Source organism: Zobellia uliginosa (assembly GCF_900156625.1).
GTDB lineage: Bacteria > Bacteroidota > Bacteroidia > Flavobacteriales > Flavobacteriaceae > Zobellia > Zobellia uliginosa.
Map to the genome: position 1 here is coordinate 1 of NZ_FTOB01000015.1, position 13,019 is coordinate 13,019.

General features: G+C 41.6%; 11 protein-coding genes and 1 tRNA gene. 9 read left to right on the forward strand and 3 right to left on the reverse strand.

Going from position 1 to position 13,019, the window contains the following annotated elements:
- The first annotated feature begins 100 nt into the window (after nt 1–100).
- Nucleotides 101–346 (forward strand): GIY-YIG nuclease family protein, encoded by a 246-nt coding sequence (locus tag BW980_RS21590; protein ID WP_245800143.1) that lies wholly within the window; start codon nt 101–103, stop codon nt 344–346.
- A gap of 54 nt (nt 347–400) precedes the next feature.
- Here the strand turns inward: BW980_RS21590 and BW980_RS21595 are convergent, their stop codons facing one another.
- Nucleotides 401–1,771: a c-type cytochrome domain-containing protein gene (locus BW980_RS21595; protein WP_076457235.1), complete on the reverse strand. Its 1,371-nt coding sequence runs from the start codon at nt 1,769–1,771 to the stop codon at nt 401–403.
- A gap of 411 nt (nt 1,772–2,182) precedes the next feature.
- On the opposite strand from BW980_RS21595, the gene BW980_RS21600 reads away from it, so the two are divergent.
- From BW980_RS21600 to BW980_RS21615, 4 genes are all read left to right on the forward strand, one after another.
- Nucleotides 2,183–2,257, forward strand: a tRNA-Val gene (locus tag BW980_RS21600).
- 1,088 nt (nt 2,258–3,345) lie between these two features.
- Nucleotides 3,346–3,891: an RNA polymerase sigma factor gene (locus BW980_RS21605; protein WP_139327763.1), complete on the forward strand. Its 546-nt coding sequence runs from the start codon at nt 3,346–3,348 to the stop codon at nt 3,889–3,891.
- A gap of 4 nt (nt 3,892–3,895) precedes the next feature.
- On the forward strand, nt 3,896–4,081 hold the full coding sequence (locus BW980_RS21610; protein WP_013992271.1) for a hypothetical protein: 186 nt from the start codon (nt 3,896–3,898) through the stop codon (nt 4,079–4,081).
- An 18-nt stretch (nt 4,082–4,099) separates the two neighbouring features.
- Entirely contained in the window at nt 4,100–4,924 is an 825-nt protein-coding gene (locus BW980_RS21615; RefSeq protein ID WP_083690592.1) for a mechanosensitive ion channel family protein, read from the forward strand.
- Nucleotides 4,925–4,989: 65 nt separating this feature from the next.
- On the opposite strand, the gene BW980_RS21620 is transcribed toward BW980_RS21615, so the two are convergent.
- Together BW980_RS21620 and gldJ are read right to left on the reverse strand one after the other, a co-directional pair.
- Nucleotides 4,990–6,267 carry a UDP-N-acetylmuramoyl-tripeptide--D-alanyl-D-alanine ligase gene (locus BW980_RS21620; RefSeq protein WP_076457237.1) on the reverse strand — a complete coding sequence of 426 codons (1,278 nt, stop codon included), beginning with the start codon at nt 6,265–6,267 and terminating at the stop codon, nt 4,990–4,992.
- Between the two features lie 68 nt (nt 6,268–6,335).
- The gene (gldJ, locus tag BW980_RS21625) at nt 6,336–8,003 is read right to left on the reverse strand and encodes a gliding motility lipoprotein GldJ (protein ID WP_076457238.1); all 1,668 of its coding nucleotides are present in this window, start codon (nt 8,001–8,003) and stop codon (nt 6,336–6,338) included.
- A 462-nt stretch (nt 8,004–8,465) separates the two neighbouring features.
- Here gldJ and porV point away from each other — a divergent pair, with 462 nt between their 5' ends.
- The 4 genes from porV (at nt 8,466) to BW980_RS21645 (ending at nt 12,960) form a co-directional block, all read left to right on the forward strand.
- Nucleotides 8,466–9,617, forward strand: coding sequence for a type IX secretion system outer membrane channel protein PorV (gene porV / locus BW980_RS21630; protein WP_076457239.1), 1,152 nt, complete (start codon nt 8,466–8,468; stop codon nt 9,615–9,617).
- A 75-nt stretch (nt 9,618–9,692) separates the two neighbouring features.
- Nucleotides 9,693–10,175, forward strand: coding sequence for a cytidine deaminase (gene cdd, locus BW980_RS21635; protein WP_076457240.1), 483 nt, complete (start codon nt 9,693–9,695; stop codon nt 10,173–10,175).
- A gap of 152 nt (nt 10,176–10,327) precedes the next feature.
- Entirely contained in the window at nt 10,328–11,323 is a 996-nt protein-coding gene (gene pdhA, locus BW980_RS21640; RefSeq protein ID WP_076457241.1) for a pyruvate dehydrogenase (acetyl-transferring) E1 component subunit alpha, read from the forward strand.
- Between the two features lie 8 nt (nt 11,324–11,331).
- Complete coding sequence (locus BW980_RS21645; protein ID WP_076457242.1) at nt 11,332–12,960, forward strand: pyruvate dehydrogenase complex dihydrolipoamide acetyltransferase; 1,629 nt, start codon at nt 11,332–11,334, stop codon at nt 12,958–12,960.
- Nucleotides 12,961–13,019 lie beyond the last annotated feature (59 nt).

Consider the following 13,019-nt stretch of genomic DNA (forward strand, 5'->3'; position numbering starts at 1 on the left):
TTTGGCTATAGATGATAGTGAATCTGAAAGCATTTAACTTTTTGGATTCAAAGATCGGCCAATTTTAACCTCTCCACAACTTTTTGTGTTGAGCCCATGCTTGGACCGATACTACGTCGGTTCCACCCAGGATATGTCCGTGCGATTGGAGGAGCATTTGAAGAACCACAAGGGCTTTACCTCGAAGGCCAAGGACTGGGAGGTAAAATATACCGAAAGCTATCCTAGGCGGAGGGAGGCCCTGCTCCGGGAACGTCAGATCAAGAAATGGAAGGGAATAGGTGTAGTAAGGTCTGATAATGGTGTTGTGTCATATATTTCTTATTTTACTGACTACCGACCATAAAAAATCCCATCTAAATAATTTAGACGGGATTTTAAAATCGTGGCAATAGGTAGATTAACCTTTTCCTATTACGATCTCAAGTTTTTTGTTGTTCTCTTGCGTGCTTTTGGCCGTTTGTGAGCTGACACCTGTCTGCCACAAATAAACACGCTTAAGGCTGCTTATTTTCTCTATATCGGGCAAGCAGGCATCGGTGACCTGGGTGCCATATAGATTTAGGGCTTCTAAGTGTGCTAGATTGGACAAATGTGATACCCCTTTATCGGAAACAGTAGTTTTTTCAAGTTGAAGTCGGGTCAGGTTGGTAAACTCCGATACGATCGAAAGCCAACTGTCTTCTACATTGCTATCGGCCAATGACAGCCAAGTAATATATTCTTTTACTTCCTTAAGACTCGCCAGCTTTTCGTTGGTGAGGTCTGTTCCAGAATATTTGATATCTAATAAAGGGTTGTCGGGGCCTAAGGTCTTTACCTCGAAACCGTTTTGTACCAAGGCCGTGAGTTTTGTACTGTCTAATGGCGCAAGCTGTACGGTTTCGTACCAGGGTTTTTCGTTGGTGTCTATGCCATAGCGTCTTAATAATACCGGTTTTATGTTATCGGCCACTTCAAGGCTGGAAAGGGTGGCATCGAAAGGAGCTCCTTGTTCGATCCACCATTCAACGGTCTTGATTTCGTCGTAGGTAAGGGCATTGTTGGTGGGCGGCATAAATTTAATGTTCTTTGGAGGTAGCGTAATTCTTCTGAAGAGTTCGCTTTCTTGGGTGTTGCCCGATGCAATTACATTTTCGCTTTCGCCCCCGAGAAGTAATGAGTCGGGGTGGCTCATGTTGAGTCCTCCTCTTTTTATTTGGTCATTGTGGCATCCGACACATTTGGCCTCAAAAATAGGGGCGACCAAATCGGCATAAACCTGAACTGAATCAGGGTTGGAGAATTGGGGACGGGTGTCTATATCTTCATTGCCGCCCAATAATTTTTGAATGGGGGCAGGGGCGTATTCGGTCAAGTACGTTTCGCCGTGGGTCAGATTTCCTCCCTTATGTCCCTCGATAAATAGCATGGCCAAAAGAACGATGTTAAAACCGTGCTGCAATTTAATGGGAAAGGCTTTGGGTTTACTTTTAAGATACCATCCTGCAAATGAAAAAATCACCAAGGCGATTCCTAGCCATCGGTGGGCGAACAGATGTTCCTCTTCATAGAGTCCCGTTTCACCAAGAAACCATCCTGAAATTGCGGCCCCGGAAGCACTTAGTGCGCCCAGTAACCAGGCAAGGGGAATCAGTTTGCTTTTTGTTTCGGTTTTTTTGAAACTTTCGTACCACTCCAATACGATGGCCAAGAAAAGAAAGCCAATGGGCAAATGGACGAACAAGGGATGAAAACGGCCTAAAAAAGTCGTGAATTCTAATGCAATCATAATTGTTTGTTCTAATCGGTTTTGTAGAAATAGTGTTGGTGTATACTATCGATTTTCAGTACGTATGTTTTTGCCGATATTGCGGCGATATTTTGTTTTGTTGTTGAAATTCTGATAAATATATCATGGTTATCGCAAAATACGTATTATTGGTGTGACCAATAGTGCAACAAATGGTCAAATTTGCGATTGTGTAGTTTTTGTACATTCATTTGGGTGTAGAAACCGTTAGAACACTGTGCTTTTTGCTCGTTTTATCAATTCGGGGTAATTTTGTGAGTTTTCGTTTTTATCCGATGCCGTGCGGGGAAATATTATTTTTAAGAACGAAAATTGCAGGAAGATCAAGAAGTCGGTCGATTTATGTTTTCATAATCGGAAATAAATTTTACCTTTGGCGGACTATTTTTTGGGTCATTAGCTCAGTTGGTTTAGAGCGCTGCCTTGACAGGGCAGAGGTCACTGGTTCGAATCCAGTATGACCCACAAAATTTCAATAACTTCCTTTTTGATTTTTCCGTTTTTTACTTCTTTCGTGAATCCGTGATTTTGATTCTTTTTTTAATAGAACCTCGGTTATTTAGCGTCTTACTACAATATTAATAAGTTTTTGCTCGTTAATATGTGACTTTTTACCATAAGTGGTTTCCTATTAAATGTGTAACCAATTAAGAATCAAGACGTGTTTAACCCATATGTTCTGCTTTTAGTCATAAGTTTGATTATTTTCCTAATAATCATTGTGTTTGTGATTCCTTCCGTATTATCTGCTAAAAAATACATCAAAGAAGGGGGGAGGACTGCGAAACGAAAATCAAAGCATAAATTTAATACGAGCGTCGAAGAAAATACCAAATACCAGTGAACCAACCATTGTGCGAGTACCGGTATTTTAGTTCTTAACTATATTGTCTACACTTCCTTTCTTTATTCTTTTCAAGTAACAAGTTTTTTAAATTTTATTTAAAAAAGTGACTTTTTCCCAAAAGTCGGGTCTAATCTTATACACTAACTAAAATGATGTACGATGAATGACCTAGTATTTGTGTTTTTCTGTATTGGTATAACTATTTTTTTAATCGGTATGGTAGTTATGTTGCCCAAAATCTTGTTTTCTTCCGGATTTAAATCTGAGGATAAAAAAAAACGCAAACGGAACTCCCGCGATGAATCTGGGCAATCTAAGGAAAGCCTCACTAGTTAAAATGCCCAAATTGTGATATGGTGTAAAATAGCCTAAACTTATTGGCGGTGGGAGGAATGGTGATGTAATGCTTCGGTTCTTTGATGTGTTGTAAGTTGTTAGCCTCATATTCGCTCCTGGTAATCGGAGTGTCAATATCTGACGCATACGTTCTTTGAAATATGTTATGGTGTGCCCGACCCTGAATATTTGATCGGTAATAATTACTTTTGGGGTTTGAAATTAGAGCTGATGCTAGATTTTTGTTTTTACTTGTCGATTGTAAGTATATTTGACAGGGGAAATAAAGTCTTCTAGTTGATTTTTGTGTCGGAATTGAATAATTAGCAACCTAAACCAAGTATTGGAAACAGAGATAGTACCGGAATCAATGTCGGACGAAGAGCTCGTGCGAAAAATAGCCAGGCAGAATGATGCTACGCTATTTGCCGTGCTTTATGATAGATATGCGCAAAGGGTATATAACAAGTGTTATAGCTTTTCGAAATCTGCGGATGAAGCGGAAGACCTTACGCAAGATGTCTTTCTGATGCTCTTTATCAAATTGTCGAGTTTTAAGGGGCGGTCAAAATTCTCCACTTGGTTATATGCATTCACCTATAATTTCTGTGTAAATTATGTGAATAGGAACAAGCAACGGATGATGAGTGATAAATCCGACTCTATTTCGGAATCGGATAGGCCTATTCATGGTAATAATGATGCTGCTGAAATAGCCAATATGCGAGCCGAAAAGCTCAAAAAGGCCTTGGAACTTATCGAACCGGAAGACAAGAAGATATTACTCTTGAAGTATCAAGACGATGTGTCGATAAAAGAATTGACCACTATACTTGAAATAGGGGAAAGTGCCGTGAAAATGAGATTGAAACGGGCCAAATCAAGAATAGTGGAAGCTTATAATAAAATACCATAACGCCATGGAAAAGAAAAACCCATTTAAGGAAATGGAAGACTCGCTTCACGAGGTACCTCCCCATTTGAAAAAGAAGGTTATGGATGATATAGCTTCGGCTAAGCTTGTTATGGAAATGGCAAACTTGTTTACATGCAATTATAAGTCAGCTATAGAAGATATATTCAAAACCAATCCCGACATTATTTAACGCGTAACATTTAAGAAAATGGATAAAGTTTCAGAATGGAAAAATTTAACTTTCAATACCATAACAACCATAATCAATGATATAGCTTCCGCATTGCCCAATATCTTGGGGGCTATGGTTATTTTACTTATAGGATGGATCATAAGCAAGGTGGTGCGTATGGTTTTGGGGAAAGTGATGAAGGTGGCCCAAGTAGGGAAAATCTCCGATAAGATCAACGAGGCAAAGTTGTTTGGTGACAGCAATGTAAAGGTCGATATAGAAAAAGTCTTACTTCAATTTGTAAAGTGGGTCCTTTTGTTAATCTTTATTGTGGTTGCCGCAGATATTGTAGAGCTGGCCATTATCTCCCAAGAGATTGCCAATTTGTTGCGATACTTGCCTATTCTGCTTAGCGCCATGGTCATTTTTATGATCGGACTTTATGTGGCAAAGCTTATAAAACAAGCGTTGAAAGGAGTCTTTGACTCCATGGGATTTGGTGGTGGTCGACTTGTGAGTAGTGTCGTCTTTTATATTATCGTCATTTTTGTAACGATAACTTCATTGAACCAAGCGGGTATAGACACCTCTATGTTCACGAACAACTTTTCGCTTATACTGGGTGCATTTTTGTTGGCCTTTGCGCTAGGGTTGGGTCTTGGGTCTAAAAGTGTGGTGGAAGGGCTGTTAAAGATGTTCTATGCGAGAAAGAATTATGCTGTAGGGGATAAGATCAAGTTTTCCGATGTGGAAGGCACCATTGAGGCCATAGATAACATTACGGTAACCTTGAGAACCCAAAAGGGGAAGCTTGTTGTGCCTATTAAGGAAATTGTAGAAAATAGGGTCGAATTAAAGTAGATAGATAATAAGTAGTTTGTATCGGGCGGTGCTGAAAAGTACCGCCTTTTTTTGTTTTTACCGATTTATAGAAATTCTAGAATGCGCTCAAGGGCCATACCTCTTGATCCCTTGATTAAAATAGTGCAGTTGTCCTTTAGGTTTCCTTTGTTCAGGTGCAGTTTTAGGTCGTTAAAGCTGCTGTATTTCTGAAAAGGGGTATTCGTTCCATAAAAATTTTCACCTACCAAGATTACATTTTCAAAATTCAATTTGTGGGCAAGGTCCGCTACGGCTTGGTGTTCTTCAAGCGCAGTTTTTCCTAGTTCGAACATGTCGCCCAAAAAGGCGATTTTGTTGTTTCCTGGCATTTGGGCAAAATTTTCTAGTGCGGCCTTCATACTGGTCGGGTTGGCATTGTAGGCGTCCAATATGATACGGTGCCCGTTTTTTGTCAATATCTGTGAACGATTATTGTTCGGGGCATAGCCTTCTATGGCCGATTTAATCTGGGCTAGGGCGACATTGAAATATTTGCCAATGAGAATGGCTGCGGCACAATTGGTGAAATTGTAGCTTCCGATAAGTTGTGAGGTTATAGGGGTGTCTTCTACCGATATCCTTACAAAAGGGTCGGCCGCTGTAAGTTCAACCGTATAATAGTCCTTGTTGCTTGTGCTGAAACCGTACTTCTTGATGTAATGGCCAAGTTTTTCTATTTGCACGGGGTCGTCTCCGTTCATAAAAACATGCTTGTTGTTTTTGGTCAAGAAGTCATAAAGTTCGCTCTTGCCCTTAATGACACCCGCCTCGCTCCCGAAACCTTCGAGGTGTGCTTTGCCAAAGTTGGTGATGTAACCGAAATCAGGTTGTGCCAAAGCGCATAAAAATTCAATTTCCTTTTGATGATTGGCACCCATTTCAACAATAGCTATTTCGGTATCTTCTTTTATGGAGAGTAGGGTAAGGGGTACGCCAATATGGTTGTTGAGGTTGCCTTGGGTGGCAATGGTGTTATATTTTTGTGATAGTACGGCGTTGATCAGTTCTTTGGTAGTGGTCTTGCCGTTGCTTCCGGTCAATGCTATGACCTTGGCTTTTGAATGGATTCTGTGGAATGCAGCGAGTTCTTGAAGCGCTTTTAGAGTGTCGTCTACCAAGATATGTCGGTCCGACTCGGCAAACTCGGCTTCATCGATTACGGCGTAGGCCGCCCCTTTTTTTAATGCTTCGTTAGCGTAGTGGTTTCCGTTAAAATTATCGCCCTTTAAGGCAAAAAAAATACAGTTGTCGGTTATTTTTCGAGTATCGGTACAAGCTTCGGGAGACTCTAAAAAATGCTGGTGCAGTTGCGCTGTTTTCATAAAGTAAAAGTATAAAAAAAGTCCCGGCATGATTGCCGAGACTTTTTAGAAATTTATTTGTTTAAGGCTTATCTTACCTTTTTGCCTCTTGGGGTCTTGTTTTTGGTCTTAGATTTAGAACCTACTCTTGACATGGCACATCTAAAGCCGATGTAGTCGGTAGCCATATATTGTGGCAAATATCTTCTTTGTGCTGGATCTAACCAATATGCTCGGTCTCTCCATGAGCCACCTTTGTAGACCCTTACCTCGTCGTTGATCAATGTTGTTCTGTTGTTCGATGTGTCGTAATGTCTGACCAATTTTCCAGTAGAATCCCTTTCTACTTTATGCTTAGGGGAGTTGTACATTTTCTTGTTGTCATCTTCTCCTTCTTCATCACTGAACTGATCGAAGAACCTAGAAGAGCCTGGGTCACCATCTCTATATCCTCTATTGTCGCTAGAAGAGAAGTTGGTTCTTAAGTAGGTTTCCTCTTCATCGACAGGAACCATTTTAATTTCACCGGGAAGGTTTACTGCAACTATTTTTCCGTTAGGAAGCGTATCGTAAACAATAGAATCTCTCAATACATTTACTTTTCCATCTTCACCGATTGCGGTTTTCATATAAATGTTACCACGGTAATAGTTGAAGTCACTTACTTCGTCATCGACTATAGGACGATAAACATCGGCTACCCATTCGGCAACGTTACCTGCCATATCGTAAAGACCAAGGTCATTTGGCTTGTAAGACATTACTTGGGCGGTAATATCGGCACCATCGTCTGACCATCCGGCGATTCCGCCGTAATCCCCTTTACCTTGCTTAAAGTTGGCCAATTGGTCACCTCTACCTACACGTTGTCCGTTTCTGGTGTAATCACCATCCCATGGATATTTTTTTCTACCTCTGTAGTTGTTGTACTCACGGTTTCCTTGATTGGCTTGTGCCGCATATTCCCATTCGGTTTCCGTTGGCAGTCTATATTCTGGCATAATTACACCGCTACTTCTTTTAGCAAATGTATTTACACTGTCTTTTTTTGCTTTACCCTGTAGTGAATCTATTTGTCCGTTATAAACAGATTCAGGTCTGTTAAGGTAGGCTTCGGTGCTAAAAGTACCGGAAACCTCGCCTTGGGCGGCTTTGTACTTGGCGTCTTTTGCCAAATATCCTTCCCTTTCGAGCATAACTTCGTTCACACGGTCTGTACGCCATTCGGCAAATTGCGTGGCCTGTACCCAGTTGACGCCTACTACGGGATACTCTGCGTAGGCAGGGTGTCTTAAGTAGTTGTTGGTCATGGTTTCGTTAAAACCTAGGCGGTTTCTCCATACCAATGTATCGGGTAAGGCACCTTTATATATATTCGTGTATTTTGGGTTTTCCGGAGGATAAACACTCTTTAAATAATCGAGGTACTCCAAATACATGACGTTCGTTACTTCGGTCTCGTCCATATAAAAAGACTGTACGTGTTGCGATGTTGGCGTGTTGTTCCAATCGTGCATAACATCATCCTGTACCTTACCTTTGGTGAAAGTACCACCCTCAACAAATACAAGGCCTGGTGCGGTTTCTTGCTCCTTGAAATCCGTATTGTATTGAAAACCACCTTCTTTGGCGTTTATTTTCCAGCCTGTGGCTCTCGACACATCTTTGGAAGAACCGGATTTTTTACAGCTGGTAACCGTAAAACCTCCCGCTATTACTGCACAAGAAAGTACAACTTTGATAAACTGTTTTTTCATAATTAGGACTTGAGTTCAAATAGGACCACTGCTGAAACGGTAGTGCAGTTGGTTGTTTTATTTTGATTAATTTTTAGTGTCACTTTCGGCATATAAAACGATGATTTATACATAATATTTTATTTGCCAAAAAATATTTTCTCTTAGAAGCGCCTTCGTATTTGTTTAAAACGTATGACGTCTTAAACTCCATAACGGTACAATTGGCTTTATAGTATGGAGAAGCTCTTTCTTTTACCTGAAAACCGTATGCAGGCCCTTATATTTTATATGGAAACGCGAAATTACAAAAGAAGTGCGTACTTTGCGCCCCGTTTTTAATTTGTCCCGAAATTAAAAATATTGCATGTTTCATGCAAGATATTCCTTAAAAGGGCGTTTGTATGTAGTACAACTGATATATTTTTTGGTTGTACCCTGATATTGTAAATTTTGACCGACTAAATTTAGCTCTATTTAAAAATGAAAAAATTATCAATGCTTGTTTTGCTCGCTTTTGCTTGCAAAATATCGGCCCAAGAAGCGGGTGATCGTGTGATTACGACCGCAGTTCCCTTTTTGAATATTACAGCAGATGCCAGGGCAGCTGGTATGGGAGATATGGGTGTCGCTACCTCTACCGATGCTTATTCCCAACAGTGGAACCCTGCAAAATTCGCTTTTGCAGAACGTAAAATGGGAGTTGGTCTCGGCTATACACCTTATTTGAGCAATGCCATTTCAGGAATTGGCCTTTTGAATGCCAGTTACTTTAATAAAATTAACGATCAGAGTGCTTTCGCCTTCAGCCTTCGGTATTTTACCTTGGGTGATATTGAGCTAAGACAGAATTATGAAGATATAGGTACGGTGGTAAAACCGAACGAATTGTCTTTTGACGGGTCGTATTCCTTAAAATTAAGTCCGACGTTCTCAATGGCCGTAGGAGGTAGGTATATACGGTCGAATCTGAAATTTCAGAACGACAATAACGTAGATGCCAAGCCAGGCAGTACCTTTGCCGTTGATGTAGCAGGATTTTATCGCTCAAGGGAAATAGCCTACAACAGTTTCGATGGACGTTGGAGAGCCGGGTTCAATATTTCCAACTTAGGAGGCAAGATAGCTTACGACGAAAACGGACAGGATAACTTTATCCCCACCAACCTGAAGTTCGGTGTGGGTTTCGATATCATCTTGGATCAAGACAATGTTATAGGGTTTACCTCTGAATTCAATAAATTATTGGTGCCTACCCCTAAGGATTTTGATGGCGATGGCGATTTGGATGCCGACGATAGGGACGAGTATCAGAACATCGGCTTCTTAAGCGGTGTCTTTAAATCATTTGGGGATGCCCCCGACGGTTTTGGCGAGGAATTGAAGGAGATGACATGGGCCTTAGGTGCGGAATACACGTATCAAGAAGCTTTTATGTTCCGTACCGGATATTTTAATGAGAGTGATGTTAAGGGGTATAGGAAGTATTTTACCCTCGGTGCCGGCTTTAAGTTCAATTCGGCCCAAATAGACCTTTCTTATCTGTTCTCTACATCAAAAATTACCAACCCTGTAGAAAATTCACTTCGTTTTTCCGTAACCTTTAATTTGGGAGACGAATTCTATAATGATTAAAATATAGTATTATTGGTGCTTATAAAACCTGCCGTTCGGCGGGTTTTATTATTTTAGGCCTATATTCGAACAAGTATGCAAAAACGGAATATTACTTTTGAATTGACCACTTTCGATTCCTTGGGGGAATTGGGCAGTGAAGATGCCAATCTAATGGCCGAGGCCGTGGCGGCTAGGAAGAATGCCTATGCGCCCTATTCGAATTTTCAGGTAGGGGCCGCCGTGCTTTTGGAGAACGGTGAAATTGTTATCGGTAACAACCAAGAAAATGCCTCTTATCCTTCGGGACTTTGTGCGGAAAGGGTGGCGGTTTTTTATGCTGGGGCCAAATATCCGGGTGTGGGCATCAAATCGATAGCCATTACCGCCACTTCTACGACCTATCAGTTGATCGAACCTGCAGCGCCCTGTGGAAATTGTAGGCAGTCTATTTCAGAGTACGAGGTGCGACAAAAAAGTCCCATAGCCCTCTTGATGATGGGGGAAACCGGCAAAATATTAAAGTGCGATTCTATGGCCGATCTACTGCCACTTGGCTTCGATAGTTCTTTTTTGTAACAGTTCTTGATAGCCTTAGGATAAATTCTAACAAACCTTTTACTTCAATTTTTTTCAACTATTGATTTAATATGTATTTTTGCTCTTCTGGTTCATTCCATGTATGAAAGGAATTGACAAGATGTAACGAAGAATCCAAATTAATAGCATCAATGAAAAAAATTACCAAAGAGGTATATCTGAAATGGTATGAGGATATGTTGTTCTGGCGTAAGTTCGAAGACAAGCTGGCACAGGTCTACATTCAACAAAAAGTTAGAGGTTTTTTACATTTGTACAATGGTCAAGAAGCTGTTTTGGCCGGCTCATTGCATGCAATGGACCTTACCAAGGACCGTATGATTACGGCGTATAGAAACCACGTACAGCCAATTGGTATGGGAGTTGATCCCCGAAAAGTAATGGCCGAATTATATGGAAAGGTAACCGGTACCTCAAAAGGTATGGGGGGATCTATGCATATATTCTCAAAGGAACATCGTTTTCACGGAGGACATGGTATCGTAGGCGGTCAAATTCCATTGGGTGCCGGTATGGCCTTTGGTGATAAATATGCAGGAAGGGATAATGTTACCTTGTGTTATATGGGTGATGGTGCCGTACGCCAAGGTTCCTTTCACGAAGCCTTGAACTTGGCCATGTTATGGCAACTTCCGGTAGTCTTCATATGTGAAAACAACGGATATGCCATGGGAACTTCGGTAGAAAGGACTGCCTATTCCACTGAAATCTGGAAACTCGGCTTAGGCTATGAAATGCCTTGTGGTCCCGTAGACGGTATGGATCCCGTAACGGTGGCCCAAGAAGTGGGCAAGGCCGTTGATAGGGCACGTTCTGGTGGCGGACCTACTTTCTTGGAAATGAAAACATACCGATATAGAGGTCATTCTATGTCAGATGCGCAACATTATAGAACTAAGGAAGAGGTAAAGGAGTATCAGAAAATTGATCCTATTACCCAAGTTCTTGATATTATTAAAGAGAATAATTACGCATCGGAAGAAGAGATAAAAGCTATAGACAAAAGGGTGAAGGATTTGGTCTTGGAATGCGAGAAATTTGCAGACGAATCAGACTATCCGCCAGTACAGCAATTGTACGATATGGTCTATGAACAAGAAGATTTTCCATTTGTACAACATAAATAATTAGGTAGATGGCAGAAGTAATAAACATGCCCCGCTTAAGCGATACCATGGAAGAGGGTACCGTGGCCAAGTGGTTAAAAAACGTTGGAGACAAGGTTGAAGAGGGTGATATACTGGCAGAAATAGAGACCGATAAGGCTACTATGGAGTTCGAATCCTTTTACGAGGGAACACTGTTGCATATCGGTATACCTGAGGGTGAAGGCGCTCCGGTTGATTCTTTGTTGGCCATTATCGGTGAGGAAGGTGAAGATATTTCTTCCCTATTGAACGGTAGTGTGGTGTCTTCCGAAGTTCAGGAAGCCGATGCGGCGGATGGACCAGTAGAGGATAGTTCTGCGAGTTCCGATGAGGTTGGCACTTCTGCTGAAGTTCCTGAGGGTGTGGAAATCGTAAAGATGCCACGCTTGAGCGATACTATGGAAGAGGGTACTGTTGCCGCCTGGTTGAAAAAGGTAGGTGATACGGTAGAAGAAGGTGAGATTTTGGCCGAGATCGAAACGGATAAGGCTACAATGGAATTTGAATCTTTCTATTCGGGAACCTTATTATATATAGGTATACAGGAAGGTGAATCTTCACCGGTCGATGCGGTTTTGGCCATTATAGGCCCTGCGGGTACCGATGTTGATGCCGTACTTAATGCAAAGCCATCTTCTGGTGGAAAAGCAAGTGCTCCTGCCGAAGCCCAAAAGGAAGCGCCTAAGAAAGAGGTCGCCGAACCAAAGTCGGTAAACGATGGCCAGCGCATTTTTGCCTCACCTTTGGCCAAGAAAATAGCTAAGGAAAAAGGCATCGATTTATCTAGTGTTCCCGGTTCCGGGGATAATGGAAGAATCGTAAAGAAAGACGTTGAAAATTATACGCCTGCCGCAACACCGGCGGCTGCACCACAAAAAGCGGAAGCTACGACTGCAGCCCCTGCAAGTGCACCTGTAATCTTGCCAGTTGGTGAAGAAGGCTCCGAAGAGGTGAAAAATTCACAGATGCGTAAGACTATTGCCAAACGATTGTCTGAGTCTAAATTTACGGCTCCGCATTATTATCTGACCATTGAGGTAGATATGGGCAATGCAATGGCTTCTAGAAAGCAAATAAACGATTTGCCCGATACCAAGGTGTCTTTTAACGATATGGTAGTGAAGGCCTGTGCCATGGCATTGAAGAAACATCCTCAAGTCAATACAACATGGAACGGTGATACAACACGTTACAACCATCATGTGCATGTAGGTGTGGCCGTAGCGGTAGATGACGGTCTTGTGGTGCCGGTCGTGAAATTTACGGATCAGTTGAGTTTAACGCAAATCGGTGCTGCCGTTAAGGATTTGGCCGGTCGTGCAAGAAACAAAAAACTGACCCCGGCTGAAATGGATGGAAGTACGTTCACGGTTTCTAACTTGGGTATGTTCGGTATTACCGAGTTTACTTCAATTATCAACCAGCCTAATTCTGCAATTCTTTCCGTAGGGGCCATCGTGCAAAAACCAGTGGTGAAAGACGGTCAGATCGTAGTGGGGAATACAATGAAGGTAACCTTGGCCTGTGACCATAGAACGGTCGATGGTGCTACTGGTGCCCAATTTTTATTGACTTTACGTTCTTATCTGGAAAATCCGGTGACCATGCTGGCCTAAACAGATAGAAACTAATATAATAAAGGCATCTCGGTAATTTCGAGATGCCTTTTTTTATT

Bases quoted from the DNA above. Each gene is read 5' to 3' on its own strand.
- porV (WP_076457239.1), top strand. From the start codon at position 8,466: ATGAAAAAATTATCAATGCTTGTTTTGCTCGCTTTTGCTTGCAAAATA.
- BW980_RS21610 (WP_013992271.1), top strand. From the start codon at position 3,896: ATGGAAAAGAAAAACCCATTTAAGGAAATGGAAGACTCGCTTCACGAG.
- gldJ (WP_076457238.1), bottom strand. From the start codon at position 8,003: ATGAAAAAACAGTTTATCAAAGTTGTACTTTCTTGTGCAGTAATAGCG.
- BW980_RS21595 (WP_076457235.1), bottom strand. From the start codon at position 1,771: ATGATTGCATTAGAATTCACGACTTTTTTAGGCCGTTTTCATCCCTTG.
- pdhA (WP_076457241.1), top strand. From the start codon at position 10,328: ATGAAAAAAATTACCAAAGAGGTATATCTGAAATGGTATGAGGATATG.
- BW980_RS21645 (WP_076457242.1), top strand. From the start codon at position 11,332: ATGGCAGAAGTAATAAACATGCCCCGCTTAAGCGATACCATGGAAGAG.
- BW980_RS21605 (WP_139327763.1), top strand. From the start codon at position 3,346: ATGTCGGACGAAGAGCTCGTGCGAAAAATAGCCAGGCAGAATGATGCT.
- BW980_RS21620 (WP_076457237.1), bottom strand. From the start codon at position 6,267: ATGAAAACAGCGCAACTGCACCAGCATTTTTTAGAGTCTCCCGAAGCT.
- BW980_RS21615 (WP_083690592.1), top strand. From the start codon at position 4,100: ATGGATAAAGTTTCAGAATGGAAAAATTTAACTTTCAATACCATAACA.
- cdd (WP_076457240.1), top strand. From the start codon at position 9,693: ATGCAAAAACGGAATATTACTTTTGAATTGACCACTTTCGATTCCTTG.